Source organism: Belnapia sp. (assembly GCF_059504005.1).
On sequence record NZ_JCACHU010000144.1, the window covers coordinates 1 to 26,393 of the forward strand.

The 26,393-nt window shown below is 70.4% G+C and carries 29 protein-coding genes and 1 tRNA gene; 16 read left to right on the plus strand and 14 right to left on the minus strand.

Annotated features, from left to right (window positions below):
• Nucleotides 1-49: 49 nt before the first annotated feature.
• Nucleotides 50-1,024 carry a Bug family tripartite tricarboxylate transporter substrate binding protein gene (locus AC5JJ1_RS20310; protein ID WP_495786932.1) on the minus strand — a complete coding sequence of 325 codons (975 nt, stop codon included), beginning with the start codon at nt 1,022-1,024 and terminating at the stop codon, nt 50-52.
• 225 nt (nt 1,025-1,249) lie between these two features.
• Between AC5JJ1_RS20310 and phbB the strand changes: the two genes are divergently transcribed.
• From phbB to AC5JJ1_RS20340, 6 genes are all read left to right on the plus strand, one after another.
• Nucleotides 1,250-1,972, plus strand: coding sequence for an acetoacetyl-CoA reductase (gene phbB, locus AC5JJ1_RS20315; protein WP_495786933.1), 723 nt, complete (start codon nt 1,250-1,252; stop codon nt 1,970-1,972).
• Nucleotides 1,973-2,123: 151 nt separating this feature from the next.
• Entirely contained in the window at nt 2,124-2,366 is a 243-nt protein-coding gene (locus AC5JJ1_RS20320) for a hypothetical protein (protein ID WP_495786934.1), read from the plus strand.
• Nucleotides 2,367-2,420: 54 nt separating this feature from the next.
• On the plus strand, nt 2,421-3,071 hold the full coding sequence (locus tag AC5JJ1_RS20325; RefSeq protein ID WP_495786935.1) for a YciI family protein: 651 nt from the start codon (nt 2,421-2,423) through the stop codon (nt 3,069-3,071).
• Complete coding sequence (locus AC5JJ1_RS20330; RefSeq protein WP_495786936.1) at nt 3,068-3,679, plus strand: GDSL-type esterase/lipase family protein; 612 nt, start codon at nt 3,068-3,070, stop codon at nt 3,677-3,679. The genes AC5JJ1_RS20325 and AC5JJ1_RS20330 overlap by 4 nt, the downstream gene beginning before the upstream one ends.
• A gap of 177 nt (nt 3,680-3,856) precedes the next feature.
• Complete coding sequence (locus AC5JJ1_RS20335; RefSeq protein ID WP_495786937.1) at nt 3,857-4,852, plus strand: glycosyltransferase; 996 nt, start codon at nt 3,857-3,859, stop codon at nt 4,850-4,852.
• Between the two features lie 130 nt (nt 4,853-4,982).
• Nucleotides 4,983-5,903: an aminotransferase class IV gene (locus AC5JJ1_RS20340; protein WP_495786938.1), complete on the plus strand. Its 921-nt coding sequence runs from the start codon at nt 4,983-4,985 to the stop codon at nt 5,901-5,903.
• 94 nt (nt 5,904-5,997) lie between these two features.
• Here AC5JJ1_RS20340 and AC5JJ1_RS20345 read toward each other — a convergent pair whose 3' ends face one another.
• Nucleotides 5,998-6,339 (minus strand): phage holin family protein, encoded by a 342-nt coding sequence (locus AC5JJ1_RS20345; RefSeq protein ID WP_495786939.1) that lies wholly within the window; start codon nt 6,337-6,339, stop codon nt 5,998-6,000.
• 66 nt (nt 6,340-6,405) lie between these two features.
• Here AC5JJ1_RS20345 and yddG point away from each other — a divergent pair, with 66 nt between their 5' ends.
• Nucleotides 6,406-7,245: an aromatic amino acid exporter YddG gene (gene yddG, locus AC5JJ1_RS20350; protein ID WP_495786940.1), complete on the plus strand. Its 840-nt coding sequence runs from the start codon at nt 6,406-6,408 to the stop codon at nt 7,243-7,245.
• Here yddG and AC5JJ1_RS20355 read toward each other — a convergent pair whose 3' ends face one another.
• On the minus strand, nt 7,246-8,058 hold the full coding sequence (locus AC5JJ1_RS20355; protein WP_495786941.1) for an aspartate dehydrogenase: 813 nt from the start codon (nt 8,056-8,058) through the stop codon (nt 7,246-7,248).
• Nucleotides 8,059-8,170: 112 nt separating this feature from the next.
• Between AC5JJ1_RS20355 and AC5JJ1_RS20360 the strand changes: the two genes are divergently transcribed.
• Nucleotides 8,171-8,527 carry a hypothetical protein gene (locus AC5JJ1_RS20360; protein WP_495786942.1) on the plus strand — a complete coding sequence of 119 codons (357 nt, stop codon included), beginning with the start codon at nt 8,171-8,173 and terminating at the stop codon, nt 8,525-8,527.
• Between the two features lie 19 nt (nt 8,528-8,546).
• Here AC5JJ1_RS20360 and AC5JJ1_RS20365 read toward each other — a convergent pair whose 3' ends face one another.
• The 3 genes from AC5JJ1_RS20365 to AC5JJ1_RS20375 all read right to left on the minus strand — a co-directional run bounded on the left by AC5JJ1_RS20365 (nt 8,547) and on the right by AC5JJ1_RS20375 (nt 10,715).
• Nucleotides 8,547-9,332, minus strand: coding sequence for an SDR family oxidoreductase (locus AC5JJ1_RS20365; RefSeq protein ID WP_495786943.1), 786 nt, complete (start codon nt 9,330-9,332; stop codon nt 8,547-8,549).
• A 63-nt stretch (nt 9,333-9,395) separates the two neighbouring features.
• Nucleotides 9,396-9,471 (minus strand) — tRNA-His (locus tag AC5JJ1_RS20370).
• Between the two features lie 47 nt (nt 9,472-9,518).
• Nucleotides 9,519-10,715, minus strand: coding sequence for an aminotransferase (locus AC5JJ1_RS20375; RefSeq protein ID WP_495786944.1), 1,197 nt, complete (start codon nt 10,713-10,715; stop codon nt 9,519-9,521).
• Between the two features lie 289 nt (nt 10,716-11,004).
• Between AC5JJ1_RS20375 and AC5JJ1_RS20380 the strand changes: the two genes are divergently transcribed.
• The 5 genes from AC5JJ1_RS20380 to AC5JJ1_RS20400 all read left to right on the plus strand — a co-directional run bounded on the left by AC5JJ1_RS20380 (nt 11,005) and on the right by AC5JJ1_RS20400 (nt 15,835).
• Nucleotides 11,005-11,343, plus strand: a complete 339-nt coding sequence (locus AC5JJ1_RS20380) for a P-II family nitrogen regulator (protein WP_202825923.1) — start codon at nt 11,005-11,007, stop codon at nt 11,341-11,343.
• Between the two features lie 216 nt (nt 11,344-11,559).
• On the plus strand, nt 11,560-12,981 hold the full coding sequence (glnA, locus tag AC5JJ1_RS20385) for a type I glutamate--ammonia ligase (RefSeq protein ID WP_495786945.1): 1,422 nt from the start codon (nt 11,560-11,562) through the stop codon (nt 12,979-12,981).
• Nucleotides 12,982-13,075: 94 nt separating this feature from the next.
• The gene (locus AC5JJ1_RS20390; RefSeq protein WP_495786946.1) at nt 13,076-14,287 is read left to right on the plus strand and encodes a CaiB/BaiF CoA transferase family protein; all 1,212 of its coding nucleotides are present in this window, start codon (nt 13,076-13,078) and stop codon (nt 14,285-14,287) included.
• On the plus strand, nt 14,284-15,456 hold the full coding sequence (locus AC5JJ1_RS20395; protein ID WP_495786947.1) for an aminotransferase: 1,173 nt from the start codon (nt 14,284-14,286) through the stop codon (nt 15,454-15,456). Before AC5JJ1_RS20390 ends, AC5JJ1_RS20395 begins: the two co-directional genes overlap by 4 nt.
• A 7-nt stretch (nt 15,457-15,463) precedes the next feature.
• Entirely contained in the window at nt 15,464-15,835 is a 372-nt protein-coding gene (locus AC5JJ1_RS20400) for a hypothetical protein (protein ID WP_495786948.1), read from the plus strand.
• Nucleotides 15,836-15,840: 5 nt separating this feature from the next.
• Here the strand turns inward: AC5JJ1_RS20400 and AC5JJ1_RS20405 are convergent, their stop codons facing one another.
• The 4 genes from AC5JJ1_RS20405 to AC5JJ1_RS20420 are packed head-to-tail and all read right to left on the minus strand — an operon-like array spanning nt 15,841 to nt 18,476.
• Nucleotides 15,841-16,500 carry a polysaccharide deacetylase family protein gene (locus AC5JJ1_RS20405; protein ID WP_495786949.1) on the minus strand — a complete coding sequence of 220 codons (660 nt, stop codon included), beginning with the start codon at nt 16,498-16,500 and terminating at the stop codon, nt 15,841-15,843.
• A complete protein-coding gene (locus AC5JJ1_RS20410) occupies nt 16,497-16,856 on the minus strand; it encodes a VOC family protein (protein WP_495786950.1) in 360 nt (119 codons plus the stop codon). The genes AC5JJ1_RS20405 and AC5JJ1_RS20410 overlap by 4 nt, the downstream gene beginning before the upstream one ends.
• Nucleotides 16,857-16,860: 4 nt before the next feature.
• On the minus strand, nt 16,861-18,150 hold the full coding sequence (locus tag AC5JJ1_RS20415; RefSeq protein WP_495786951.1) for an NCS2 family permease: 1,290 nt from the start codon (nt 18,148-18,150) through the stop codon (nt 16,861-16,863).
• Between the two features lie 2 nt (nt 18,151-18,152).
• On the minus strand, nt 18,153-18,476 hold the full coding sequence (locus AC5JJ1_RS20420) for an alpha/beta hydrolase family protein (RefSeq protein ID WP_495786952.1): 324 nt from the start codon (nt 18,474-18,476) through the stop codon (nt 18,153-18,155).
• Between the two features lie 832 nt (nt 18,477-19,308).
• Between AC5JJ1_RS20420 and AC5JJ1_RS20425 the strand changes: the two genes are divergently transcribed.
• A complete protein-coding gene (locus AC5JJ1_RS20425) occupies nt 19,309-20,910 on the plus strand; it encodes an MFS transporter (RefSeq protein ID WP_495786953.1) in 1,602 nt (533 codons plus the stop codon).
• Here AC5JJ1_RS20425 and AC5JJ1_RS20430 read toward each other — a convergent pair whose 3' ends face one another.
• Nucleotides 20,911-21,105: a hypothetical protein gene (locus AC5JJ1_RS20430; RefSeq protein ID WP_495786954.1), complete on the minus strand. Its 195-nt coding sequence runs from the start codon at nt 21,103-21,105 to the stop codon at nt 20,911-20,913.
• A 244-nt stretch (nt 21,106-21,349) separates the two neighbouring features.
• Here AC5JJ1_RS20430 and dps point away from each other — a divergent pair, with 244 nt between their 5' ends.
• Both dps and parE read left to right on the plus strand, forming a co-directional pair.
• A complete protein-coding gene (dps, locus tag AC5JJ1_RS20435; RefSeq protein ID WP_495786955.1) occupies nt 21,350-21,856 on the plus strand; it encodes a DNA starvation/stationary phase protection protein Dps in 507 nt (168 codons plus the stop codon).
• A 95-nt stretch (nt 21,857-21,951) separates the two neighbouring features.
• Nucleotides 21,952-23,946, plus strand: coding sequence for a DNA topoisomerase IV subunit B (parE, locus tag AC5JJ1_RS20440; RefSeq protein ID WP_495786956.1), 1,995 nt, complete (start codon nt 21,952-21,954; stop codon nt 23,944-23,946).
• Between the two features lie 323 nt (nt 23,947-24,269).
• Here the strand turns inward: parE and AC5JJ1_RS20445 are convergent, their stop codons facing one another.
• The 3 genes from AC5JJ1_RS20445 to AC5JJ1_RS20455 all read right to left on the minus strand — a co-directional run bounded on the left by AC5JJ1_RS20445 (nt 24,270) and on the right by AC5JJ1_RS20455 (nt 26,323).
• Nucleotides 24,270-24,491 (minus strand): DUF2934 domain-containing protein, encoded by a 222-nt coding sequence (locus tag AC5JJ1_RS20445; RefSeq protein ID WP_495786957.1) that lies wholly within the window; start codon nt 24,489-24,491, stop codon nt 24,270-24,272.
• A gap of 133 nt (nt 24,492-24,624) precedes the next feature.
• Nucleotides 24,625-25,596 (minus strand): ATP-grasp fold amidoligase family protein, encoded by a 972-nt coding sequence (locus AC5JJ1_RS20450; RefSeq protein ID WP_495786958.1) that lies wholly within the window; start codon nt 25,594-25,596, stop codon nt 24,625-24,627.
• A gap of 286 nt (nt 25,597-25,882) precedes the next feature.
• Entirely contained in the window at nt 25,883-26,323 is a 441-nt protein-coding gene (locus AC5JJ1_RS20455; RefSeq protein ID WP_495786959.1) for an ester cyclase, read from the minus strand.
• Between the last annotated feature and the right edge of the window lie 70 nt (nt 26,324-26,393).

The following is a 26,393-nucleotide window of genomic DNA, read 5'->3' on the forward strand; positions in this document are numbered from 1 at the left end:
CGACCGATGCAGAACCGAATGGATCAGCCAGCCACTCCGGTCACAGAGCCTAGTCCAGCTGGAGGTCGAGCTCCTTGACCTTGCCCGCCCAGTAGCCGCTCTCGCCGCGGACCGCCTCGGCGAAGGCGGCGCGGGGGCGGTCGGGGGCGGGCTCCAGCCCGTCATGGGCCAGGCGGTCGAGGAATCTCGGCATGGCCGTGGCGCGGCGGGCCGCGGCCTCCAGGCGGTCCATCAGCTCCGCCGGCGTGGCGGCCGGGGCGAAGACGCCGTGCCAGCCGGTGATGACGGTATTCGGCAGGCCGGCCTCGGCGAGGGTCGGCACATCCGGCAGGGCGGCGATGCGGTGCCCGCCGGTCACCGCGATGGCGCGCAGCTTGCCCTCGCGCAGCAGGGCGAGCGCCGGCGGGGGCGAGGAGAAGTTCATTGTCACCCGCCCGGCGACGAGGTCGAGCAGCGCGGGCGCCGTGCCGCGATAGGGGACATGCTCCATCTCCACATCCGCCGCCTCGGAGAAGAGCACCCCGGCCAGGTGGTTGGCATTGCCGATGCCGCCCGAGGAGTAGGTGAGCCTGCCCTTCGGCTGTCCGCGGATGTAGCCGAGCAGCTCCGGCAGGGTGCGGGCCGGCACGTCCGGATGCACGACGAGCACGTACTGGTAGGAGGAAACCTGCGCCACCGGCTGCAGCGCCGTGGCGAGGTCCAGGCGCTCGCCCTTCTGCAGGTGCGGGTTGACAACGATGTTGGTGGAGACGGCGAAGAGCAGCGTCGTCCCGTCCGCGCGCGCGCGGGCAACGCTCGCCGAGCCGACCTGGCCGGCGGCGCCGCCGCGGTTGTCGACCACGACCGTCTGGCCAATCTCCGCGGCAAAGACCTGGGCGAACTCCCGGCCCGTGATGTCGGTGCCCCCGCCGGCCGCATAGGGCACGACGACGGTCACCACGCGCGGCGCCTGGGCCCGGGCGGGGCGGACCAAGCCGGCGGCGCCGAGGCCGAGCAACAGGCTCCGGCGGGCAAGGTGGGTCATGGCGGGCCTCCCCGGTGGCTTGGGCATTCGGCCGGCCCCAGGCCGGTATCCTGGCCTGCGCCGTGCCGCCCGATTCACGCCTGCGGTCGCACCGACCCTCGGCGATCCCGCTCTAGACCCGGCGGCACGCGCGGGCAATACCGGCTTTGTTGCATCATTGGCGCTTGATCCTTCGCCGCTTTCCGCGTTGACCTAGGAGCGCAGCCAAAACAGGGGAGGAAGCTCATGGCACGGGTCGCACTGGTCACCGGCGGGCAACGCGGCATCGGCGCCGCGATCAGCGAGGGGTTGAAGGCGGCCGGCCGCACGGTCGTCGCCAGCTATGCGGGCAACGACGCGGCCGCTGCCGCCTTCACCGAGCGCACCGGCATCCCCTGCTACAAATTCGACGTGGCGGACTACACCTCCTGCGCCGAGGCCGTGGAGAAGATCGAGGCCGAGATCGGTCCGATCGACATCCTGGTGAACAATGCCGGCATCACCCGCGACGGCACGATGAAGCGCATGAGCCGCGAGATGTGGGACAGCGTGATCGATACCAATCTCGGCTCCTGCTACAACATGGCGAAGCTGGTCTGGGACGGGATGACGGCGCGGAAATTCGGCCGCATCGTCAATATCGGCTCGATCAACGGCCAGGCCGGGCAGTACGGCCAGGTGAACTATGCCGCGGCCAAGTCCGGCATCCACGGCTTCACCAAGGCGCTGGCACAGGAAGGCGCGCGGCTCTCCATCACCGTCAACGCCATCGCCCCGGGCTATGTCGATACCGAGATGGTGCGCGCGGTGCCGCCGGACGTGCTGGAGAAGATCATCGCCCGCATCCCGCGCGGGCGGCTCGGCACGGCGGAGGACATCGCCCGCGGCGTCGTCTTCCTGACGGCGGACGAGGCGGATTTCATCACCGGCTCGACGCTCTCCATCAACGGCGGCCAGCACATGTACTGATGCACCCGCGGCGCCGTGCGGGCCCCGGCCCGCGCCCGGCGTCCGGACCGAGCCTCCGTTCCGCGGCTAGGCTGCGGAAGGGTCCCCGGCGGCGGGGAACAGCATCCGCCGCCGGCCGTTCAGGGCATCTCCTGCACGAGGGGACATGCCAGTGAGCAACAAGCACAATATCGGTTCCGACAACCCCGGCGACGGCCGCAGCGTCGACACGCCGCGCCCGCCGGACGACCTGGAGCGCAACCCGGGCATCGGCACGTCCAAGGGCGTCTTCTCCCGCACCGGCGCCGACCCCGAGGCGATCGAGGGCGACAACACCATTGAGGGCGATGTCATGAACGACGTCAGCCCCTCGGGCGCCGTCGCGCCGAATGCGCGCGGGCGGACCAACAAATAACCGTCTGGCCCTTCGCCGCCCCCCGCGCCATGCTCGGCGCGGGAGGGTTCCGGCATGGGTTACGCAGTCCTGGCCTTCGATGGCGATGACGAGGGCGCCCCCGCGCGGCGCATGGCGGCGCGGGAGCGGCATCTGGCGGTGATCACGGAATGGGCGGCGGATGGGCGGCTGGCGCTCGGCGTGCCGCTCTTCACCGCGGCAGGGCAGGTCGCCGGCTCGCTATTGGTGCTGGAGGTGCCGGACCAGGCCGGGCTCGACGCCTATCTCGCCGCCGAGCCCTTCAACCATGAGGGCGTGTGGCGGCGGGTGGAGACCCACCCGTTCCGCATCGCCCCCCTGCCCTACCGGCCGCTGCCGCAGCCCGGCGCCCCCGTCGCCAGCGCGCCGACCCATAGCGTCGTCATCGCCATGGACGGGCGGGATGCGGGGGCGGAGCAGCGACGGCTCGCCGTCCGCGGTGCGCATATGGATCGGGTGAAGCCGATGGCGGCCGACGGGACGCTTGCCATGGGCGGCGCCATCCTCGATGCGCCTGAGGGCCGGATGATCGGCTCCATCGCCGTGATCGCAAGGCCCGACGAGGCCTCGGCCCGGGCTTGGCTGGCGGAGGACCCCTACGTCACCGGCGGCGTCTGGCAGGAGACCACGCTCTACGCGACGCGCTTCGCCCCGCTGCCCTACCGGCCGCTGCCGGGCGCGGCATGAGCCACGACCTCCGCCTCTGCTTCGTCGGCGACAGCTTCACCGCCGGCGCTGGCGACGAGACGGCGCTCGGCTATGTCGGGCGCATCACGGCGGCGGCCTGGGGCCGGGGCGTGGCGACGACTTCCTACAACCTTGGCATCCGCCGCGACACCAGCGCCGATATCCGCCGCCGTGCCGAGACGGAGGTGCTGGCCCGGCTGCTAGCCGCCAGCGGCGACACCCATGCGGTGGTGTTCTGCTTCGGCGCTAATGACGTCACCTTGGAGGATGGCATGCCGCGGGTGCCGCTGGAGGCGACGCTCGACAATGCGGCGGCGCTGCTCGGCTGGTCGGCGGCGCGCTGGACGACCTTGATGCTCGGGCCGCCGCCGGCGCTGCACGATGCCGATCACGATGCGCGCACCGCCGCCCTCTCGCCCGAGCTCGCCGCGGTGGCGGCGGCGGTGCAGGTGCCCTTCCTGCCGCTGCACGGGCCGCTCTCGGGCAGCGCCGCCTGGCGGCATGGCGCGGCGAAGGGCGACGGCATCCACCCCGACGGCGCCGGCTACGCCGCCATGGCGGGGCTGATCGAGCACTGGAAGCCCTGGCGGCAGCTGAGCGGCGGCTAAGGCGAACCCCGACCGGGCGGCAACAGCGGATCCGAGCAATTCGCCCAGGCGGACACCAGGCCAGGGCGGCTTCGGCGGCCGCACCAAGGCCCGCGGCGCCCGGATCACCGAGAGGATATTGGACGCGATCCTTCCGGTATGCGTTCTTTCGCCTCTGGATTGTGGAGACGCCCTGCCATGGCACAAATCTGTGCGGTGGTCCTCACCTATAACCGGAAGGAGCTGCTCGGCCGCTGCCTCGCCGCGCTGGCGGCGCAGACGCGGCCCTGCGACCGCATCATCGTCCTCGACAATGCCAGCACCGACGGCACGCCCGCCATGCTGGAAGCCTGGCTCGACCGGGTCGAGGTGCATGTGCTGGCGCGCAACATCGGCGCCGCGGGGGGCTTCAACCTGATGATGCGGCTCGGCTACCAGGCCGGGGCCGACTATGTCTGGGTGATGGACGACGACGTGCTGCCGGAGCCCGATGCGCTCGAGCAGCTGCTGCAGGCCGCGGCGCTCCTGGCGGAGCGCCAGGTCAAGCCGGCCTTCCTCAGCTCCGTCGTGCGGGCAGCCAGCGGCGAGGCGATGAACGTGCCGGAGGTCGATCGGCGGCGGAACCCGCTTGCCTACGAAAACTGGCCGGCGCTGCTGGAGCACCGGATGGTGCCCGTCATCCGCACGGCGCTGGTTTCCGACCTGGTGCCGCGGGAGACGCTGCAGCATCACGGCCTGCCGATCGCCGACATGTTCATCTGGGGCGAGGATACCGAGTTCACGCTCAGGGTGACGAAGAACCGGCCGGGCTTCGTGGTCGGCGGCAGCTGCGCGCTGCATCTCCGCCGCATCGCCGGCACGCTCGACATCCATACCGAGCGCGACCCTGCACGCATCGCCTATCACTTCTACAGAATCCGCAACGACGTCTTCCTTAAGCGGCGCTTCGAAGGCCCGCGTGCAGTGCTGCGGCTGGTGCGCCAGCAGGGGTTGCAGGCACTCCGCCTCGCACTCGCGCGGGACTATGCCAAGGCGGGGATCATCCTGCGCGGGCTGCGGGCGGGCTTCCGCTTTGCGCCCTCGATCGAGGCGGCCGACAGCCCGTTCACCGCCGCACCGGTTCATCGCCTGACGGGTGAGGTTGGGCCCGCGCAATCACGGCCTGGTCAGGAATTAATGACTGGCTCTTCATGATTGGCTTGAGTTCGATATAATTCTTGTCATGAACGGATAAGTGTGTCCTCCAGCTCTCGCGCCGCGGTTACGATCCGCCACATTCAAGACCGGCACAACGGCACACCGAGCGGACACAGCGATGAACCAAATGGCGGCAACCTTCCACAAGCCGCAGTTGCAGCGCCCGCGCTGGATCTTCGCGGGCGGCCAGGTGCGGCCCTGGGAGGAGGCGGTGCTCCACGTCACCTCCGAAGGCTGCCAGCGCGGCATGAACGTCTTCGAGGGGCTGAAGGGCTTCTGGCAGCCCGACGGGCGGTTCGGGCTGCTGGCGATGCGGCGCCACCATGCGCGGCTGAAGCGCTCGGCGGCGCTGATGCACATGCCCTTCGAGATGAGCTTCGAGGAGTACGACGCCGCCTGCCACGCCATCACCGCCTGCCAGCGCGAGCCGGAGCACAACATGTGGATCCGCTCCACGCTGTTCCTGGTGGAGGGCCATTGGGGCATCGGCGACGCCACCGACCTCGTCCTGGCCGCCTACCACTATCCGCGCGGCATCCCGTCGCGGATGGCGACCGGCGTCTCCACCTGGCGGCGGGCCGCGGACAACGCCGTGCCCGCGCGCATCAAGTCGAGCTTCAACTACCTCTCCGCCCGCTTCGCCAAGATCGAGGGACGCAGCCGCGGCTATCCGGAGATGGTGCTGCTGAACCAGCAGGGGCGCGTCGCGGAATTCATCGGCTCCGGCCTGGTGATGGTGCGCGACGGCGCCGTCTATGCGCCGCCGGCGAGCGAGGGCGCCTTCGAGAGCATCACCATCGACATCATCGCGGCGCTTTGCGCCGATCTCGGCCTCCACTTCGAGCGGCGGCCGATCGAGCGGACGGAGCTCATCATCGCCGACGAGATCGCCGCCGTCGGCACGCTGAACGACATCACCGTCATCGGCTCGATGGATGAGCGGATGATGGGCCCCTCCCCCGTGCTGGACCGCATCCTCCTCCGCTACCTCGACGCCTGCGAGGGGCGGGATCCGCACCCGGCGGTCGACCTCACCTTCGGCGACTAGGGCAAACTCCGATCAGGTGGAATCACCTGATCGGAGTTTGCTCGATTGAGCAGCAAGCCAGAGCGTTCGGGAGCCGATCCGAACGGAACCGGCTCTAGGGCCCGGTGAGCAGCCGTGCCGCGGCCCAGCTCACCAGCGAGACGACGATCGAGCCCAGCACCGCCGGGCCGAAGCCGTCGACCCGGAAGCCCGGCAGCAGCGCGGCGGTCAGGCCAAGCATCGCCGCGTTGATGACCAGCAGGAAGAGGCCGAGGGTCAGGATCGTCAGCGGCAGGGACAGCAGCACCAGCACCGGCCGCACCACCGCGTTCACCAGCCCGAAGATGAGCGCCGCCAGCAGCAGGCTCGGCAGGCCGCGCACGGCGATGCCGGAGACCAGCTGCGTCGCGGCCCAGAGGGCGAAGGCGGTGATGACGAAGTGGGCGAGGAATCCCATGGAGGCGTCTCCGCAAAAGCTGCGGCGCAGCATATGGTGCCGCCGCTCGTCGGGAACCCATTCAACTTGTCGAACAAGGCGACGCTGGCCGGCTGTGCCGCCCTGGCCCTCTGGGCCTTCCTCGCGCCTCTCGCGCGCCTCGCGCAGCCGCTGCCGCCGCTGCTGCTGACCGCGCTCGGCTTCGCCGCCGGCGGGGTGTTGGGGCTGGCCGTGGTGGCGGCGCGCGGGCGGCTCGGGACCCTGCGGCAGTCGCCGCTGGCCTGGGCGCATGGGGTGGGCGGGCTGGCGGGGTACCATGCGCTCTACTTCGCGGCGCTGGCCCTCGCCCCGCCGCTCGAGGCCAACCTGCTGAACTATCTCTGGCCACTGCTCATCGTGCTGCTGGCGGCGCCGCTGCTGGGGCTGCCGCTCGGGCCGCGGCGGCTGGCGGGGGTGGCGCTGGGGGCGGCAGGGGCGGCGGTGCTGCTGGCGGGCGGGGCGCGCTTCCCGGCCGAAGCCATGGCGGGCTTCGCCTGCGCCATCGGGGCGGCGCTGACCTGGGCGCTCTACTCCGTCCTCGCCGGCCGGCTGCAGGGGGTGCCGACCGAGGCGGTGGCGGGATTCTGCCTGGTCTCCGCCCTGCTGGCGCTCGCCGCGCATCTCGGCATCGAGGCGCCGGCCATGCCGGGGGCGCGGCAATGGCTCGCCGTGCTGCTGATGGGGCTCGGGCCGATGGGGGCGGCCTTCTTCCTCTGGGACATCGGCATGAAACGGGGCGACCCGCGGCTGCTCGGGACGCTCGCCTATGCGACGCCGATCGCCTCCACCCTGCTGCTGATCGCGATCGGCGAGGGCATTCTCACCTGGCAGGTCGCGGCGGCGGCGGGGCTCGTCGCGGGCGGCGGCATCCTCGCCGCCCGCGCCTGATCAGCTGCCGACCTTCAGCGTGCTGGTGAGGCCGCGGAGGCAGGCGAGGATCGAGAGCGGGGTGATCCGGCCGGTGCGCGGGTTCTCCTCGCTCGGCACGTTCTCGATGGTCATGGTGAGGCGGGCGGCGGCGGCCTCGACGCGGATGGTGTGGGTGTTGCGCGTCACCGCCGGGTCGGCCCAGATCTCGACCTTGGTGCGCTCCGGGCCGATGCCGGCGAGGGCCAGCGCCGCGGCGACGTTCACATTGGCCGGGAAGCCGCGCGCCGCGTCGAAGGCGTTGCCCTTGAAGACGAGGCGCGGCGCCGTCAGGCCTGCCACCTCGATGCCGTTCTCGACCAGGTAGGGCGCGCCCTCGAGGCCGCGGGGCGGCTTCCGCGTCTCGATGGTGACGCTCGCCACCTCGCCCTCGGCGGCGGCGCGGACGGCATCCAGGCCGAGCAGGGCGCCGGTCGGGACCACGATGCGGGCGCCGGTCTCCCGTGCTCGCTCGACGAGGTGCATCCGCGGCAGCAGGGCGCCGACGCTGGAAGGCACGAGGATGCGGCCGCCGGCGATGGCGGCTTCGGCGATGGTCTCGAAGACGGCGGCGGGGGCGGCCTCGACGACCACATCCGCCGCCTCCGCAAGCCCGGCGAGCGGGACCAGCGCCGGCGGGTTGCGGAAGCCCGCGATGGCCTGGCGGGCCTTGCCCTGGTCCCGCGCGGCGACGGCGGTGAGGCGAAGGCCCTCCACCCCCGCATCCAGCGCCCGGGCCAGGTGGCCGCCGATGGCCCCGAGCCCGCCGATCGCCACGCGCAAGCTGCCTGCCATGTCCTCCTCCCCAATTCGTTCGTCATGGCGCTGTAGCGGAAGCGCGAGCGGCACGGAACCCGGCAGTCCACGCCGCTTTAGTGCAACGATACAAAAGCAAGGAGCCAGTCCGATGACATTCTCTCGCCTGATGCCCGGCCTCGCCGCGACCGCTCTGCTCGCCGGCCTCGCTGCCTGCGGCAACAGTACGCGCGATGGCACCGCGAGCAACCCGCCGAGCACCGCGTTGCAGCGCGCCTATGACCGGGCGACGGACAGCCCGCGCACCGCGGCCGATGGCCGCGGCAACAACCCGAGCGGCACGGCGGCCGAGCGGGCGGTGGACCGCGCCGCCGGCACCGACCTCTCCGGCGCCTATCCACGCCAGGCGGATGGCCGTCCGGGCAATCCGCCGGGCACTGCGGCGGAGCGGGCCTATGACCGCGCCACCGGTTCCAACACCTCCGGCGCCTATCCGGCCCGGCGTTGAGCCAAGCGGCGGGCGCAGGTCAGACGACCGGGCTGCGCCCGCCATCCACGTTGATGGCGGTTCCGGTGACGTAGCCGCCGACCTGGCTGCACAGATAGAGCGCCAGCCCGGCGAATTCCTCCGGCTTGCCGAGGCGGCCGACGGGCACGGGCCTGCCCATCTCCTGCTTCCACTCCTCCCAGGTGATGTTGCGCTGGTCGGCCGCGTGGCGGCGGACCCACTGGTCGCTCTCGATGATGCCGACCAGCATCGCATTCACCAGGATGTTGTGCTTCGCCCCCTCATTCGCCTGCACCTTGGTCAGCGCCATGCCGGCGGCGCGGCTGACGGCCGTTGGCGCGCCCTCGGCGGGCGGGGCCTTGGCGCCGATGTTCAGCACGTTGATGATCCGCCCCCAGCGCCGCGCCTGCATCCCCGGCCAGCAGAGCCGGGCGAGGCGGATGGCGGCGAAGAGCTTCAGGTCGAGGTCGGCCTGCCAAAGTGTGTCGGAGACCTCGAGGAACGGCCCGCGCTGGCTGGTCCCGGCATTGTTGACCAGGATGTCCACCTCGCCGAGGGCCCGTTCTGCCTCGGCGAAGGCCTGCTCGCAGCCCTCGGCGGTGGCGATGTCGGCGGAAATGGCGGCGACCTTGGCGGCAGGGGCAACGGCCCGGATCTCCGCCCCGGCGCGGGACAGCGCCTCCTCGCCGCGGGCGACGATCGCCACATGGCCGCCCGCCTCGGCGAAGGCCTTGGCCATCGCCAGGCCGAGGCCCTTCGATCCGCCGGTGATGAGGGCGGCGCGGCCGTCGAGTGTCAGTTGCATGGATGCTCCCCGCGATGGCTTCGGGGCATCCTGGCGCGGCCTGCCGGCTTGGGGAAGGAGGGGTGGGGCGACCTACGGGGCTCGAACCCGTGACATTCGGCACCACAAGCCGACGCTCTGCCAGCTGAGCTAAGGCCGCCACACGATCCCGCCGCGGCTGGCACCGCGACGGGGCAGGACATAGGGCTAGCCGGCCACCGCCGTCAACTGTCCGCCACCGCGGGAGGCGACCCAATTCCGCAACCGCTCCAGCGCCGCATCGATCACCGCCTCGCCCTTGCAGAAGGCGAAGCGCGCGTAGTGGTTCGGCGCGTCGGCGCTGGCGTAGAAGGCGGTGACGGGGATGGCCGTCACCTTCGCCTCCTCCGTCAGCAGCCGGCAGAAGGCCACGTCGTCGCCGGTGAAGCCGAGCGGGCGGAAGTCCGTGGTGATGAAGTAGCTGCCCTGGGTCGGCAGCACGCCGAAGCCGAGCTCGGCGAGGCCCGTCGCCATGCGGTCCCGGCGGGCCTGGAGGCTGGTGGAAAGGCCGGCGAAATAGGCATCCTCTTTGGCCAGCCCGACGGCCACGCCCCGCTGCAGGTTGGGCGGGGTGGTGAAGGTGAGGTTCTGGTGCGCCTTCGCCACGTTCGGCGCCAGCGACCGGTCGCAGGTGATGTAGCCGACCTTCCAGCCGGTCAGGCTGAAGGTCTTGCCCGCGCTGCCGATGCGCATGCAGCGCTCCCGCATCCCCGGCAGGGTCATCAGCGGGATGTGCTTCCAGCCGTCGAAGGTCAGGTGCTCGTAGACCTCGTCGCAGATGGCGTAGCAGTCGTGCCGCGCGACCAGCTCGGCGATGAAGGCCAGCTCGGCGGCGGTGAAGACCTTGCCGGTCGGGTTCATCGGCGTGTTGAAGAGGATCGCCTTGGTCTTCGGCCCGAAGGCGGCGGCGAGCTCGGCGCGTGGCAGCTCCCATTTCGGCGGCGAGAGGCGGACGAGGCGAGGGATCGCGCCCAGCATCCGCACCACCGGCAGGTAGGTGTCGTAGAGCGGCTCGATGAGGACGCATTCGTCGCCGGGGTTGAGCACGGCCATGAGGCAGGCGGTGATCGCCTCCGTCGCGCCGGAGGTGACGATGACCTCGGCATTCGGGTCCGCCTCGATGCCGTAGAATCGCTTGTTGTGGGCGGCGACGGCCGCGCGCAGCTCCGGCACGCCGGTCAACGGCGGGTACTGGTTCCGCCCGTCCCTCAGCGCCGCGGCCGCGGCCTCGATGACGTCGTCGGGGCCGTCATAGTCGGGGAAGCCCTGGCCGAGATTGATGGCGCCGTGCTGCACGGCGAGCGCCGACATGACGGTGAAGATGGTCGTGCCGGTGGCCGAGAGCAGGTCGTTCTGGGGCTTCATCCGCCCGATGCCTTTCGAAGCCTGGTTTCGCTTCCTCCTTATATCGGCGCTAAGCCCCAGGCGGCAAATGCCCCTTCCTTGGGCAAAATGATGCAGGGAGAGGCGATCCCGGGTGCGAAACCCGCGGATTCCGCGGTCGCGCCCGATTGAACACGTGGCACGGGCCGTGCAAAACACTCGCCGCGGCGATGGCGCAACGGGTGCCCGCCGCGGGAAACGTCAGGCCGGAGAGGTCCGGGGTCGGTGTCCCGGTCAGGGACCAAACACGCTGGAACGCAAAGCGGAGCCGATGAAAAAGATCGAGGCCATCATCAAGCCCTTCAAGCTCGACGAGGTGAAGGACGCGCTGCACGAGATCGGCCTGCAGGGCCTGACCGTGGTCGAGGCCAAGGGCTTCGGGCGCCAGAAGGGCCATACGGAACTCTACCGGGGCGCCGAGTACGTCGTTGACTTCCTGCCCAAGGTCAAGATCGAGGTGGTCTGCACCGATGACCTCGTGGACCGCGCCGTGGAGGCGATCTCCCAGGCCGCGCGCACCGGGCGGATCGGCGACGGCAAGATCTTCATCTCCGACATCCAGGAGGTGATCCGCATCCGCACCGGCGAGCGGGGCGACGACGCGGTCTAGTTGCATCGCGATGCGCCGCGATTTCCGGATTTCGCGATAGGCCGGAATGGTGCATCAGTGCGGAGCATCAGCCGCAGCCGGGTTGCACCCGCGGCTTGCGGTGGAAAACCCGGCCAGGCGGCCGGGTCGCGCGGCGGGCCATGCCCGCGGCGCGGCAGGGGGCATCGTGGGGGCGCCGCAAGGCGCCCTGGGACCAATGGTACAGGATAGAAGCGCATGACGGACAAGGCAGCCGCCGTCTCCAAGGTCATGGAGATGATCAAGGAGCACAGCGTCGAGTACGTGGACTTCCGTTTCACGGACCCGCGCGGCAAGTGGCAGCACACCGCCCAGCACGTCTCCACTATGGAGCCGGAGGTGTTCGAGGACGGCATCATGTTCGACGGCTCCTCGATCGCCGGCTGGAAGGCGATCAACGAGTCGGACATGATCCTCATGCCGGACCCCGAGAATGCCTGCATGGATCCCTTCTCGGCCAAGCCGCAGCTCATCCTGTTCTGCGACATCATCGAGCCCTCGACCGGCCAGATGTACTCGCGCGACCCGCGCTCGACCGCGAAGCGCGCCGAGGCCTACCTGAAGTCGACCGGCATCGGCGACACCGCCTTCTTCGGCCCCGAAGCCGAGTTCTTCGTCTTCGACAGCGTGAAGTTCGGCACGGGCGGCAATTTCGGCCACTTCTCCCTCGAAAGCATCGAGGGCCCGGGCGCCAACATGAAAGACTACCCAGAAGGCAATATGGGCCACCGGCCCGGCGTGAAGGGTGGCTACTTCCCGGTCAACCCGGTCGACAGCGAGGTCGACCTGCGCGCCGAGATGCTCTCGACCATGATCGAGATGGGCGTCCCCGGCGAGAAGCACCACCATGAGGTGGCGCAGTCGCAGCACGAGCTCGGCACCAAGTTCGGCCCGCTGGTGCAGCAGGCCGACTTCATGCAGATCTACAAGTACTGCATCCACAACGTCGCCCACAGCTACGGCAAGACCGCGACCTTCATGCCGAAGCCGGTCTATGGCGACAACGGCTCGGGCATGCATGTGCACCAGTCGATCTGGCGGGACGGAAAGCCGCTCTTCGCCGGCAACGGCTATGCCGACCTGTCGATGGAGGCGCTCTACTACATCGGCGGCATCATCAAGCACGCCAAGGCGCTGAACGCCTTCACCAACCCGCTGACCAACAGCTACAAGCGGCTGATCCCGGGCTTCGAGGCGCCGGTGCTGCTGGCCTATTCGGCCCGCAACCGCTCCGCCTCCTGCCGCATCCCCTATGCGACGAGCCCGAAGGCGAAGCGCGTCGAGGTCCGCTTCCCGGACCCCGGTGCCAACCCCTACCTCGCCTTCTCCGCGATGCTGATGGCCGGGCTCGACGGCATCAGGAACAAGATCCATCCGGGCGACCCGATGGACAAGGACCTCTACGACCTGCCGCCGGAGGAGCTGAAGGGCATCCCGACGGTGTGCGGCTCGCTCCGCGAGGCGCTGGGCTCGCTCGAGGCCGACCACGAGTTCCTGCTCGCCGGCGACGTCTTCACCAAGGACCAGATCGAGAGCTACATCGAGCTGAAGTGGGGCGAGGTCTATCGCTTCGAGCACACCCCGCACCCGGTCGAGTTCGAGATGTATTACTCGGTCTGATCGGAGCCGATGCCGAGAGGGGGCCGCGCCGCGAGGTGCGGCCCTTTTCGATTCCGGGCCGGACGCCCTATCCTCGCCCGGGAGAGGGAACGCCATGCCAGAGACGCCGCCGCCCGCCGCCACCGGCCCGCTGAAGGGCCTCCGCGTGCTCGACCTCACCGCCGTGGTGCTCGGCCCCTTCTGCACGCAGATGCTAGGCGACTGGGGCGCCGACATCATCAAGGTTGAGCCGCCGACCGGCGATATCGTCCGCAATTCCGGCGTCCACCGAAACCGCGGCATGGCCTCGGTCTTCCTCGGCATCAACCGCAACAAGCGCGACCTCGCGATCGACCTGAAAACGCCGGAGGGGGCGGAGGTGCTGCGGCGCCTGATCCCCCGCGTCGACGTGCTGGTGACGAATATCCGCCCGGCCGGCATGGCCCGGCTCGGCTTCGGGCCGGAGGAGTGCCGGGCGCTCAACCCACGCCTCGTCTTCGCCGTCGCCACCGGCTTCGGGCAGGACGGGCCCTACCGCGCCAAGCCGGCTTTCGACGAGATCATCCAGGCCTCCTCCGGCTTCGCCGACATCGTCGGCGAGGAGCAGGGGCGGCCCGTCTTCGTGCCCTCGCTCATCGCCGACAAGGTGACGGGGATGGCGCTGCTCTCAGGCGTGCTGGCGGCGCTCTACCACCGCGAGCGCACGGGCGAGGGCCAGCTCGTCGAGGTGCCGATGCTCGAGACGCTAACGGCTTTCCTCAGCGTCGAGCACCTGGGCGGCCTCGGCTTCGAGCCGCGCGAGGGCGAGGCGGGCTACAAGCGCCTCCGCTACCGCAAGCCCGCGCCGACGAAGGACGGGCACATCACCCTGCTGCCCTACTCCTCGGCCAACTGGGTCGCCTTCTTCACCATGGCGGGACGCGAGGACCTGATCGAAACCCTCTCCGTGCGGGACCCGGTGAAGCGCAACGCGAACATCGAAGCCGTCTACGCGGCGATGGCCGAGGTCGCGCGCAGCAAGACCACGGCGGAATGGCTGGCGCTCTGCGAGCAGCACGACATCCCGGCGACCGGCTTCACCCGCATCGAGGCGCTGACGGAGCATCCGCACCTGAAGGCCGTCGGCATGTTCGAGGAGCATGACCACCCGAGCGAGGGCCGCATCCGCATGGCGAAGCCGCCGACGCGATTCGAGAAGACGCCGGCCAGCATTCGCCGCCTCGCCCCACGCCTCGGCGAGCACACGGTGGAGGTGCTGCAGGAGCTTGGCTTCACCGCCGCGGAGATCGCGGAGATGCAGGCGCGCAAGGTGATCCGCCAGGCATGACGCCCTCCCTCTCGCCCCGCATCCAGGCCACTGCGGCGCCTGCGATCCCCACCGTGCGCGGCTGGGCCTCGCGCTATGCCGGCGCGGCTGGGCCGCTGATCGACCTCACCCAAGCCGTGCCCGGCTATCCGCCGCATCCCGATCTGCTGGCGCGCCTCGCCACCCTCGCCGGCGACCGCGCCACTTCCGGCTACGGCCCGATCGACGGCGACCTGCCGCTGCGCGCGGCGCTCGCCGAGGACATGGCCGGTTTCTACGGCGCGGACATCGCGGCGGCCGACATCGCCATCACCGCGGGCTGCAACCTCGCCTTCGCCATGACGATGGCGGTGCTCGGCGGGCCGGTCGTTCTACCGGTGCCCTGGTACTTCAACCACCGCATGGCGCTCGAAATGGCGGGCATCCCGGCCATCCCCCTGCCCTGCCGCGCCGAGGACGGCTTCGTCCCGACAGCCGAGGGCATCGCGGCGGCGCTCAAGGCCGGCGGCCGCGTGCTGGTGCTGGTGACGCCGAACAACCCGACCGGCGCGGTCTATCCCGCCGCGCTGATCGCCGAGGCTGCCGCGCTCTGCCGCCGCCACGGCGCCTGGCTGGTGCTGGACGAGACCTACCGCGACTTCCTCCCCGCCGAAGCCTCCCCGCCGCACGACCTGTTCCGGGACGTCGGCTGGCGCGACGGCCTCGTCCATCTGTACAGCTTCTCGAAGGCCTATTGCGTGCCGGGGCATCGCGTCGGCGCCATCGCCTGCGGCCCGGTCTTCCGCGAGGCGCTGCTGAAGGCGCTCGACACGCAGCAGATCTGCCCGCCGCGCGCGGCGCAGGCGGCGCTTGCCTGGGCGGTGCCGGCGCTGCGCGACTGGCGCGAGGGCAACCGCGCCATCATGGCCGGACGCGGCGAGGCCTTCCGCAAGGTCGCGTCGCAACTGCCCGGCTGGCGGCTGGATGCGCATGGCGCCTATTTCGCCTATCTCCGCCTGCCGCCGGAGGGGCCGGGGGCGATGGCGGCGGCCGAGGCACTGGCGACGGAGCGCGGCCTGCTCGGCCTGCCGGGGCCCTTCTTCGGCCCGGGGCAGGAGCGGCATCTGCGCCTCGCCTTCGCCAATGTCGAACTGCCGGCGATCGGCGCCATCGCAGTCAGGGTAAGCAACGAAGAGGCTGCAAGGGCCTGAAGTTTTCGTGCTTGCGGTGAACAGCGGCTTGGGCTTCCCGTTGGTGCGCTGTCGCACGACGAAGGGAGACGACGACATGGCATCGAAGCAGGACGGCCGCCAGGGCGATCATGGCCAGGGCGATGTGAAGCACCCCGAGACCGACCGCCGCCTCAAGGAAAACCGCGGCAGCGAGGGTGGCCAGTCGGGCGGCCAGCATGCCGACAACACCGGCCAGCGCGGCCAGGTGAAGGACCCCGAGCATGACGGCCGGCTCAAGGAGAACCGCGACCAGGGCATCTCCAAGCACACCACGGACGGGCGCCAGGATGTCGAGCATGGCGGCCAGGGCCGGGTAAAGGACCCCGAGAATGACGGGCGTCTGAAGGAAAACCGCTAAGCCGGTCAGGAGGCCGGGTCGGGCGAGACGAATCGCTCGAACCCGGCCTCCGCCTCGCCCGCGCGCAACGGCACGCAGGCTGCGGGCGGCTCGGCAAGGAAGGCGATGCCGCGGTCGGCGAATGCGCCGAGCACCCGGTTGAGATGCCGCATCGCCCCGTTCGGCAGGTCGTGCAGCACCATCAGCAGCGGCGCCGTCGCCGCCTCGGCCATGGCGAGCGCTGTGTCAGGCCAGCCATCGGGATCGGCGAAGTCGCGGGGAACCGCATTCCACAGGACCATCGTATGACCACCGGCACGCAGATGCGCCGCGGCCGCGCGGTTCAGCAGATGCAGACCGAGCGCGCCGCCCCCGCCATTCGGACGGAACAGGCGCTCCGGCTCGCGCAGGGTGCCGAGCAGCGCATCCGCCTCCGCGATCTCCTGCACGGCCTCCGCCGCGCTGCGGCGCCCGAGCGGCGCCCCATGCGTCAGGGTATGGTTGCCGACGGGGTGCCCTTCCGCCCGCGCCCGCTCCGCCAGCCGTCGCGCCGTGGGGTCGCGCAGCCTTTCGCCCACCACGAAGAACATCGCCGGGATGCGGCGGCGGGCCAGCACCTCGAGCACCGTCTCCGTCACCCCCGGCGTCGGCCCGTTGTCGAAGCTAAGGCAGATCGGCTGCATCATCCTGGCGCCTCATGGCTCATGATATTGAGCAGCCGCCCGAAGGGATCGCGCAGGAAGAAGCGCCGCACGCCCCATGGCTCCCGCACCGGGCCGTATTCGACCGGCAGGCCGGCCGCGACCACCTTCGCATGCATCGCATCGAGGTCGTTGACCTCGATGGAGAGATCCGGCACCGGCTGGCCTGACCCGCCCTCGCTGGCGATGCTGAGTTGCGGCGCGGCGACGCCCTCGGCGGCATAGGTGCGGATCCAGCCCCCATCCATCGCCAGGCGCAGACCGAGGAGGCCGCCATAGAAGGCCTCCGCCGCCGCCGGGTCGGGCGCTGCGATGTTCGCCACGATGCGCCGTACCGCCATGGGCTCAGGCCAGCGCGAATTTGGCGACGCAGAGCGCGGCGATCAGCCAGACCGCGCCGCTCACCTCCCGCGCACGCCCGGCCAGGAGCTTCAGCGCCGCGTAGGTGATGAAGCCGATGCCGATGCCGGTGGCAATGGAGAAGGTGAAGGGCATGGCGAGCGCGGTGATGACGGCCGGCACATACTCGGTCATCTCGTCCCATTCGACCGAGCGCAGCGCCTGCGCCATGAGGCAGGCGACGAAGACCAGCGCCGGAGCGGTGGCGAAGCCCGGGATCGCGGTTGCCAGCGGCGCGAGGAAGAGCGTCAGCAGGAAGAGCATGGCGACGGTCAGCGCCGTCAGCCCCGTCCGCCCGCCGGCCTGGATGCCGGAGGCGCTCTCGATATAGCTCACCGTCGTGCTGGTCCCGAGCACGGCGCCCATGATCGCGCCGCCGCTGTCGGCGAAGAGCGCGCGACCGAGATTGGGCACGGTGCCGTCCTTCCGCATGAGCCCCGCGCGATGCGTGGTGGCGATCAACGTGCCCGTATTGTCGAGCAGGTCGGCGAGGAAGAAGGTGAAGACGATGCCGATGAGGCCGATGCCGAGCGCGCCGGCGATGTCCATCTGCAGGAAGGTCGGCGCCAGCGAGGGTGGCGCGCTGACGATGCCGCCGAAGCCGGTCAGGCCGAAGGGCAGGCCGAGCAGCGCCGTCACCAGGATGCCGATGACGAGCGCCCCCGGCACCTGCCGCGCCGAGAGCCCGGCGATCAGGAGGAAGCCGAGGCAGGCGAGCAGCGTCGAGGTCTCGGACAGCTTGCCGAGCGTCACCAGCGTCGCCGGGTGGGCGGCGACGAGCCCCATCCCCTTCAGCCCGATCAGGCCGAGGAAGAAGCCGATCCCCGCCGCGATGCCGAGCTTGAGGCCGAGCGGGATGCCGTTCACCAGCCACTCCCGCACCCGCAGCAGGGAAACGGCGAGAAAGATCAGCCCGGAGAGAAAGACCGCGCCGAGGGCCACCTGCCAGGAGACGCCCATGCCGCCGACCACGGCAAAGGCGAAATAGGCGTTGAGCCCCATCCCCGGCGCAAGGGCGATCGGGAAGTTGGCCAGCAACCCCATCAACGCCGAGCCGATGGCGGCCGCGAGGCAGGTGGCGACGAAGGCGGCGCCCGCATCGATGCCGGCGGCAGCCATGATCTGCGGGTTGACGATGACGATATAGGCCATGGTGAGGAAGGTGGTGGCCCCCGCCAGCACCTCGCGCCGCGGCGTGCTGCCGCGGGCGGCGATCGAAAACAGGCTCTCCAGCATCCTCACCCCTCGTTTGCCCGAATCATCCCCCGCCGCAGCGGGTCGATCGCCTGCGCAGAGCACCGGCCATGGAAGGCGCCGCAATGCCCGGTGCCCGCTTGCAGGTGGTGCCGCCGCATCTTCACCGGCACGCCGCGGCCGAGACCGGGCGCCGCCATGGCCCGGCCGATGCCGCCGCTGTGGTCGCGCTCGCCCTCGGCCGCCATCGACACGGCGGAGCAGGTCACCTCCGGCCGAGCCATGCGACCGCGCCGCTCCTCGGGCAGCGCAGCCTCCGGGATGGCGGCGACGATCCTGGGGCAGGCATCCGCCGGCCGGTTCGTCACGGCGAAAGCCTTGCCGCAGCGACGCGCCGGACCTGCCCGTGATGCGCGCGCTCGTGGATCGAGGCTCATCGTCGTGACGCCTCCCCGTCCGCCGCTTGCCGGTGCGCGCCGGCTGCCGGGAGGGGAGTCAGACCCGGCCCGCTGCCCGACGCCGCCAGGGAGAGCATGTCCTGCCCCGCCTGGAGCATCTGGTCGGTCATCGGCTGTTCCTGTCGCACCCGGTCCGTGATGGCGCATGGTGACAGCAGGGCGCGGTTTCGCAACCGTGAACCGGCTGCGGGCTCCACGCCGCGCCCGGCATCCCTTGGCGCAACCGTTCTTCCTGGTCATCGGGCGGATTGCTGCCCCTTGCCTCTCCAGCCTGGCCATCGGGCCGAGCTTCGGGGCATGCCGCCCTTCGGCGGAGACCTGGATGGGTTGCGGCGGCGCCGGGCGCGAGGCCCGTGCGCGAACCATCCTCGGCAGGCTGTGGGTTGCATCGCCGGTTCGAGGTTCGGTGCCGGATTCCGGCGCAACCCATCGTCATGATGCCCGTCTTGACCGCAGCGCCCAGCAATCGTTACTCATCCGCCTTGTGGCCGTGGATCGTCCAACGGCGCGCAGCAACGGGCCGGGCACGTCGCCAGGATGACCGGGGCTCCAGCCGCGACGGGGAGGATGCCGGCCGGGGGCAGATGGAGCGGCACTGGACGCCGACCGATCTGGTCTGCGAGGTGACCCTGCCGCTCGACCGCGTCGCCCTGGCCGAGGAGGCCGGGATGGCGGCAGGGTAGAAGCGCGTCACGGGAGTTTCGCTATCGGCAGGACCCGGCGCGGCTGGCACTCTGCCGGCATGGCCCTTCCCCGCGCTTTCGTGCCGCTGCGGCATTCCGTCTTCCGCATGCTCTGGCTGGCGACGCTTGCCAGCAATATCGGCGGCTGGATGCAGAACACGGGCGCCGGCTGGCTGATGACCAGCCTGTCCCCCTCGCCCTTCATGGTCGGGCTGGTGCAGGCGGCGACCATGCTGCCGGTCTTTATGCTGGCCCTGCCGGCCGGGGCGCTGGCCGACATCGTGGACCGCCGGCTCTTCCTGCTCGGCGCCCAGGTCTGGATCCTGCTGATGGCGCTGCTGCTCGCGGTGCTGACGGTGACGGATTCGATCGGCCCCTGGGGGCTGCTCGCGCTGACCTTCGCCATCGGGGCGGGCAGCGCGATGAACTTCCCCGCCTGGGCCGCCACCACCAACGAGCTGGTGCCGAGGGAGGACCTGGTTGGCGCCATCGCGCTGAACGGCATCGGCTTCAACCTGGCCCGCGCGGTGGGGCCGGCGCTCGGCGGCTTCGCCATCGCCGCCGCCGGGCCGGAGGCGGCGTTCGGCCTGAATGCGGTCGCCTTCCTCGTGCTGATCCTCGCCCTGGTCTTCTGGCGGCCGGCCGAGGCGCCCCGGCGGATGCCAAAGGAGCACCTGGTCCCCGCCATGCGGGCCGGGATGCGCTTCGTCTCGGCAAGCCCGGCGATGCGGGCGGCGATCCTCCGGGCCTGCGCCTTCTTCCTCTTCACCGCCGCGGTCTGGGGGCTGCTGCCGCTCTTCGTCCGGCAGCAGCTGGGGCTCGGTCCGCAGGCCTTCGGGCTGATGCTCGGGGTCATGGGCTTCGCCGCCGTCGCCGCGGGCTTCGCCCTGCCGGCGCTGCGCGGGCGGCTCGACCGCAGCGGCACGGTGTTCTGGGCCTCGATCCTCGCCGCCCTCGCCATGGCGATCCTGGCCGTCTCGCATCACTGGGCGCCGGCGGCGCTCGGGATGCTGCTTTACGGCGCGGCCTGGATCGCCGCCGGCAGCACCCTCTCCGCCTCAGCCCAGCTGGCGGCGCCGGGCTGGGTCAGGGCGCGGGCGATCGCCATCTACCAGCTCAGCTTCTTCGGGGTGATGGCGCTGGGCTCGGCGCTGGCGGGCTGGCTCGGCGGCAGCTTCAGCGTGCCGCTCGCCCTCGGCCTGGCCGCCGCGGGCTGCGCCGTCGCTGCGGTGCTGGTCCGGCCCTGGCGGATCGACAGCCTGGCGCTGGGCGAGGCGCCGCCATCCGTCGCGGCGATGCCGCAGCCGGAGGCGCCGGCGGACGAGCTGCGCGGCCTGCTGGGCGAGGCCTCGGGCCGGGTGATGGAGGTGGTGCGCTACCGGGTCGACCCGGCGCAGCGCAGCGCCTTCCTCGCCGCCATGCAGGAGGTGCGGCGCGTCCGGCTCCGCTCGGGGGCAGGGAATTGGAGTCTCTACGAGGATGTCGCCCATCCGGAGCGCTGGGTGGAGCTCTGGACGGTCGACAGCTGGACCGAGCACCTGCGGGAGGAGCAGCGCCTGACCGAGGGCGACCGCGCCGCCCTCGCCCGAGCCGCCGCCCTGCACAGGGCCGGCGTTGATGCGGTGCCGGAGGCGTCCCGCTTCCTCAACGTGCATCCATGATCAGGGCTCGTCGGGATCGGGCGGCCGGCTCGGGTTGTCGATCTCGCTCTTCCACATCAGCAGGATGCCGGCGATGCAGGCCAGCAGCGCGGCAAGCTGGGTCTGGCCGATGGCGGTCAGCCCGGCCGTCACCAGCAGCGATGCGGCGATCGCCGCCCAGGCATTCCCCCGCAGAACATGCGTCAGCCCAGCCATCGCCCTGCCCCTTGCCCGTAACCGCGGTGGACCCTGCGCGCTCGGGGATGGCCGCAGCATGACGCCGGGCTGACGGCCAGCCCATCTTCGGCGAAGCGAAGCGGCACACGGGTTTGTCATGGCAGGCCTTCGCGTCCGGGAGGCGGCTTTTGCGCTGCGGCAGGCAGGCGCATGCGGCCAGGGGGTCTTTCCCCGAGCCCGGGCGTTCCACATGTTATTCGCAACAGAACGGAGGAGTATCCCGATGGCGAAAGCCGCTAAGACCCACGCTACCCGCAATGACGTGCCGAGCAATGCGAAGCAGGTCTCGATCGACACGCTGCAGGCCTGCTTGGTCGATTCGATCGACCTCTACAACGCCACCCGCCAAGCCCATTGGAACGTGAAGGGCCCGCATTTCGGCGAGCTGCACCGGCTGTTCGAGGAGTTCTACAACGCGCTGCAGGAGTCGTCCGACGCCCTGGCCGAGCGCATCGTCCAGCTCGGCGGCACCGCCAACGGGGTGACGCAGACCCTGGCCGCCGGCACCCGCCTGCCGCCCTACCCGACCGATGTCTATGCCGGTATGGACCATGTGGCCCTGTTGGCTGACCGTTACGCCATGGTCGGCAAGTCGCTGCGCGAGGGCATCGACACCACGGACGAGGCGGGCGATGCCGATACGGCCGACCTGCTCACCGAGCAATCTCGCGCCGCCGACAAGATGCTCTGGATGATCGAGGCGCACCTGCCGCAGGACAAGGCGCCCTGAAGCCACACTGACGAACCGGGCGGCGGGGCGACTCGCCGCCCGCATTGTGTCTGGGCTTCCTGATCGCTATCTTTGCGGGATCAGGGGAACAAGACATGAACGACCTTTTCGGCGGTCGCCGCCCCGGCGGCAAGGGCGGCATCGCCACCGTGACCGAGGCGGCCAGCTATTCCGCCAAGGATATCGAGGTGCTGGAGGGGCTGGAGCCCGTCCGCCGCCGGCCCGGCATGTATATCGGCGGCACCGACGAGAACGCGCTGCACCACCTCGCCGCCGAGATCATCGACAATGCCATGGACGAGGCGGTGGCCGGCCATGCCGACCGCATCGAGGTCACGTTCGAGCCGGGCAACTGGCTGACCGTGCGCGACAACGGGCGCGGCATCCCGACCGACCCGCACCCGAAATTCCCGAAGCTCTCCGCCCTCGAGGTGATCTTCACCACCCTGCATTCGGGCGGCAAATTCTCCGGCAAGGCCTATGAGACCTCGGGCGGCCTGCACGGCGTTGGCTCCTCGGTCGTCAATGCGCTGGCGGAGCGGCTGGAGGTGGAGGTGGCGCGCGACCGCACCCTCTTCACCCAGGCCTATGCCCGCGGCAAGCCGCTCGGGAAGCTGAAGAATGCCGGCGCCGTCCACAACCGGCGCGGCACCACCATCCGCTTCAAGCCGGACCCGGAGATCTTCGGCAAGCTCGACTTCTCCGCGGCGCGGCTCTACCGGCTCTGCCGCTCCAAGGCCTATCTCTACCGCGGCGTCGAGATCCGCTGGGCCTGCGACGCCTCGCTCGCCACCGGCGACACGCCGGCCAGCGCTACCCTGCATTTCCCGGGCGGCCTCGCCGATTTCCTCGGCTTCGCGCTCGAGGGGCGCAGCCAGGTCGTCCCCGCCCCCTATGTCGGCGAGGCGACCTTCCCCGAAGGCGCCGGGCGCTGCGAATGGGCCGTCACCTGGCTGGAGCAGGGCGACGGCTTCCTCTCCACCTATGCCAACACCATCCCGACGCCGCAGGGCGGCACGCATGAGGCCGGACTGCGCGGCGCGCTGGTCAAGGGCCTCCGCGCCTATGGCGAGCTGAAGAAGGAGAAGCGCGCCGCCGGCGTCACCGCCGAGGACGTGTTCGGCGGCCTCGCCGGCATGCTCAGCGTCTTCGTCCGGGACCCGCAATTCCAGGGCCAGACCAAGGAGAAGCTGACCAGCCCGGAGGCCACCAAGCTGGTCGAGACGGCGCTGCGCGACCATTTCGACCACTGGCTCGCCGGCGACCCGACGACCGCCGGCAACCTTCTCACCTGGGCGATCGAGCGGGCGGAGGAGCGCATCCGCCGCCGCGAGCAGAAGGACATGCCGCGCAAGTCGGCGACGCGCAAGCTCCGCCTGCCCGGCAAGCTCGCCGACTGCTCGCGCGAGAGTGCGGAAGGGACGGAGCTCTTCCTCGTCGAGGGCGATTCGGCGGGCGGCTCCGCCAAGCAGGCGCGCGACCGCGAGACCCAGGCGGTGCTGCCGCTGCGCGGCAAGATCCTCAACGTCGCCTCCGCCTCAGCCGACAAGCTGCGCCAGAACCAGGAGCTGAAGGACCTGATCGAGGCGCTCGGCTGCGGCGCCGGCGAGCGCTTCGACCTCGCCCGGCTGCGCTACGGCCGCATCGTCATCATGACCGATGCCGATGTGGACGGCGCGCATATCGCCGCCCTTCTGATGACCTTCTTCTACAAGGAGCTGCCGGAGCTGGTGCGCCAGGGCCGCCTCCACCTCGCCCAGCCGCCGCTCTACCGGCTGCAGCATGGCGGCAAGTCGGTCTATGCGATGAACGATGCCGACCGCGAGCGCATCCTGAAGCGCGAGTTCAAGCCGAGCCACAAGGTCGAGGTCAGCCGCTTCAAGGGCCTCGGCGAGATGCCGCCCTCGGCGCTGAAGGAGACCACCATGGATCCGAAGCGCCGCACGCTGCTGAAGGTCGTCCTGCCGCCAGAGGAGCGTGCCCGCACGGCTGAGCTGATGGAGGCACTGATGGGCCGGAAGCCGGAGCTGCGCTTCCGCTTCATCCAGGAGAACGCCGCGAAGCTCGACGAGGCGGAGGTGGATGTGTGATGCAGCCGCGCCCGCTTCCGGAAACTGAACCCCGCTTCCGGCGATCGGGCGCCTCCTCACCCCTTTATGTCCTGGGGTTTCCCGGCCTGGCGGGTGGCCCTCGGCTGGTTCACGGTCACGTCCGAGCCATCGGTGGCCAGGATGATTCCGCGAAAACAAGTTTCCAGCGGCAAACCCGGACTTCGGCGTAGCAACCTGGCCATCAAGCCAGCGGAACCGCCGTTCACCCTGCCAGGCGATAAGGTCCAGCCCCCTCCGCCGAACCAGCGTCTGGCTTGGCACTCTGCAAACTTCCGGCCGAGGCTAGCAAGGGCAGGACCCTTTCAGTGCCGCGACATTCCTTCCACCGCTAACGACGCTGCCCCTGTCTCACCGGCGACGTCCTGCGGGGAGGGCTCCGCACCCGCGGTGTCGACAGCCGACACGTCCGCCCGGGCTCGATGCCAGAACTCCTCCGCCCGGCCTTCAGGCCGACCTTCCTGCTCCCAAAGCTGGTAGGCCCGGTCGCGGATCCTGGTCTCCATGGCGTCTTCGGTGCCGGACATTGAAGCCTCCTGCCATGGTCTCGGTAACGATGGAGGGATCGCCGTGTTCCCGGCCTGCGCGGCTGCGAGCAACATGCACGCGACCCGGACCCGTACCGCAGAGCCGCGCCACGAAGGCTGGCCTGCGGTGGCGCTAGCGCTTGCCCGCCCAGATGTCGCCGACGAACAGGTCCTGCTCAAAGCCCGCATACCGGGCGCAGGCATTGGCGGGATAGTGGGTGAGTTCGCCGAACCAAACCTTCCCCTGGGACAGATAGAGGTCGACCCGCACGAACTCGAAGTCGGCGCCGAGACGGGCGGCGACGTCCGCCAGTTCGGGCGCCTCGGGTGGCAGGACATACGGTGCCGCGCCCCGCCACGTGCCTCCCATGGACGGAAGCGGGCACAACTCCCTCGCGTCGTAGATCAGGAAGCCGTAGTCGTCCGTGCCTCGGTCGAAGTGGACTTCCAGCAAGCGAGGCTGGCCACCGAAGACGAAAATCTTGAAGTCTTCCGGAATGCGGCTGGGCCGGTCGCCGACCAGGAGCTGCTCGGCGAGCAGCCGTGGCCGGATGCCACGGTAGCCCCATTCCCCGCAGCGATCGAAATGGCTCTCGGACAGCCACCGTGTGGCCTGGCGCGTTGCCGCGGCGCGGTCGAGGGCGGACTTGTCATGCACCAGCAGGTTCATCTGCCAGCCATGGCTGCCCTTGAGCGCAAAGCTGTTTGGCAGCGCGTCCCACGGAATGTCCTCGGCGCGGTCCCAGACCCCGAATTGCGGCAGTAGGATCTCGGTCCCGGCCTTGGCGGCAACGTAGTCGCGGACGGCCACCTTATCGGTCGTGAGCGGGATCAAGGGATCACGGTCGTACAGTATCTTGTGCGCCACCCGTTCGTTGAAGGTGCGGGGATGGTGCAGATTGGGCTCGTATCCGAATACGGACCGGATCTGATGGCGCAACCGCCTCGCCTGGCGCAGGCGAGCCAGCGGGGGGAAAGCGTCCGCCATGCGCTGGAGCCTTCGAAGCAGCACCGGCGGCACCGCTCGGCCCACCCGGTCGAGGAGCGCATTAAGATGTCCCGGCTCGTTGGCGGAGCCGAGTTGCGGTGTCCCGAGCCACCGCATGCCTCGAGCAAGAGCGGATATCGGCAGAGCGTCCTTGGTCGGCATCGCCACCCCAGCACAACGAACAACTCCGGCCACAACGCAAACCCGTCGGTTTCGACGCCGAGGCCCCGACGCCGATGCGTTCGGCGAACGGTGCCGCGTCCCGCAGCCATCCAAGGGTCGGCGCGCCACTTCAGCGGCGGCGAAGCTCGATGGAAACAGCAAAGCTCGGTGACGCTTGCCGGATGCGGGTGCCGGCTCGCCTTCGCCGCCCGCGCCGCATCCCTCGTCACCTTCGACCAAATCAGGCGGTTCGAGCCGCGGCCGCCCGAAGCTGCTTCTCGAAGGCGAGGTCGTCGTTGAGGCACCACTGCTCGGCAACCAGCCCGGCCTCGATGCGGAAGATGGACATCTCATCCACGCGGATGCGTGCCCCGGCCGCTGGGATGCCGAGGAACGGGGCACCGGTGTGGGTCGCGGTCGAGACGTAGCGCACGGCCGCCCGATCACCTTCGATGACGAGGTCCTCGATGTCCTCCCTCCAATCCGGGAAGGCGGCTCGCAGCCGCAGGATGGCTGCCTCGATCCCCATATGCCCGTCGCGGCCCGGTGCAGCTGCCCCCCAACCCTTCGGCATGTGAGCGATGAAGTGCGGGGCGTAGATGCGCCGCACGGCCGTCAGGTCGCCGCCGCTCCAGAGACGGTGCCGGTTCTCGACGAGATGCCGGACGTGGGCACGTGTCATCGCTGCCTCCTGCCGGGACGCTGTGCTCCCGGCGGGCGGCCGAGGCCATCCTGCCATCGATCCCAAGCGA

Bases quoted from the DNA above. Each gene is read 5' to 3' on its own strand.
- AC5JJ1_RS20310 (WP_495786932.1), bottom strand. From the start codon at position 1,024: ATGACCCACCTTGCCCGCCGGAGCCTGTTGCTCGGCCTCGGCGCCGCC.
- phbB (WP_495786933.1), top strand. From the start codon at position 1,250: ATGGCACGGGTCGCACTGGTCACCGGCGGGCAACGCGGCATCGGCGCC.
- AC5JJ1_RS20325 (WP_495786935.1), top strand. From the start codon at position 2,421: ATGGGTTACGCAGTCCTGGCCTTCGATGGCGATGACGAGGGCGCCCCC.
- AC5JJ1_RS20330 (WP_495786936.1), top strand. From the start codon at position 3,068: ATGAGCCACGACCTCCGCCTCTGCTTCGTCGGCGACAGCTTCACCGCC.
- AC5JJ1_RS20335 (WP_495786937.1), top strand. From the start codon at position 3,857: ATGGCACAAATCTGTGCGGTGGTCCTCACCTATAACCGGAAGGAGCTG.
- AC5JJ1_RS20340 (WP_495786938.1), top strand. From the start codon at position 4,983: ATGGCGGCAACCTTCCACAAGCCGCAGTTGCAGCGCCCGCGCTGGATC.
- AC5JJ1_RS20345 (WP_495786939.1), bottom strand. From the start codon at position 6,339: ATGGGATTCCTCGCCCACTTCGTCATCACCGCCTTCGCCCTCTGGGCC.
- AC5JJ1_RS20355 (WP_495786941.1), bottom strand. From the start codon at position 8,058: ATGGCAGGCAGCTTGCGCGTGGCGATCGGCGGGCTCGGGGCCATCGGC.
- AC5JJ1_RS20360 (WP_495786942.1), top strand. From the start codon at position 8,171: ATGACATTCTCTCGCCTGATGCCCGGCCTCGCCGCGACCGCTCTGCTC.
- AC5JJ1_RS20365 (WP_495786943.1), bottom strand. From the start codon at position 9,332: ATGCAACTGACACTCGACGGCCGCGCCGCCCTCATCACCGGCGGATCG.
- AC5JJ1_RS20375 (WP_495786944.1), bottom strand. From the start codon at position 10,715: ATGAAGCCCCAGAACGACCTGCTCTCGGCCACCGGCACGACCATCTTC.
- AC5JJ1_RS20380 (WP_202825923.1), top strand. From the start codon at position 11,005: ATGAAAAAGATCGAGGCCATCATCAAGCCCTTCAAGCTCGACGAGGTG.
- glnA (WP_495786945.1), top strand. From the start codon at position 11,560: ATGACGGACAAGGCAGCCGCCGTCTCCAAGGTCATGGAGATGATCAAG.
- AC5JJ1_RS20390 (WP_495786946.1), top strand. From the start codon at position 13,076: ATGCCAGAGACGCCGCCGCCCGCCGCCACCGGCCCGCTGAAGGGCCTC.
- AC5JJ1_RS20395 (WP_495786947.1), top strand. From the start codon at position 14,284: ATGACGCCCTCCCTCTCGCCCCGCATCCAGGCCACTGCGGCGCCTGCG.
- AC5JJ1_RS20405 (WP_495786949.1), bottom strand. From the start codon at position 16,500: ATGATGCAGCCGATCTGCCTTAGCTTCGACAACGGGCCGACGCCGGGG.
- AC5JJ1_RS20410 (WP_495786950.1), bottom strand. From the start codon at position 16,856: ATGGCGGTACGGCGCATCGTGGCGAACATCGCAGCGCCCGACCCGGCG.
- AC5JJ1_RS20415 (WP_495786951.1), bottom strand. From the start codon at position 18,150: ATGCTGGAGAGCCTGTTTTCGATCGCCGCCCGCGGCAGCACGCCGCGG.
- AC5JJ1_RS20425 (WP_495786953.1), top strand. From the start codon at position 19,309: ATGGCCCTTCCCCGCGCTTTCGTGCCGCTGCGGCATTCCGTCTTCCGC.
- AC5JJ1_RS20430 (WP_495786954.1), bottom strand. From the start codon at position 21,105: ATGGCTGGGCTGACGCATGTTCTGCGGGGGAATGCCTGGGCGGCGATC.
- dps (WP_495786955.1), top strand. From the start codon at position 21,350: ATGGCGAAAGCCGCTAAGACCCACGCTACCCGCAATGACGTGCCGAGC.
- parE (WP_495786956.1), top strand. From the start codon at position 21,952: ATGAACGACCTTTTCGGCGGTCGCCGCCCCGGCGGCAAGGGCGGCATC.
- AC5JJ1_RS20445 (WP_495786957.1), bottom strand. From the start codon at position 24,491: ATGTCCGGCACCGAAGACGCCATGGAGACCAGGATCCGCGACCGGGCC.
- AC5JJ1_RS20450 (WP_495786958.1), bottom strand. From the start codon at position 25,596: ATGCGGTGGCTCGGGACACCGCAACTCGGCTCCGCCAACGAGCCGGGA.
- AC5JJ1_RS20455 (WP_495786959.1), bottom strand. From the start codon at position 26,323: ATGACACGTGCCCACGTCCGGCATCTCGTCGAGAACCGGCACCGTCTC.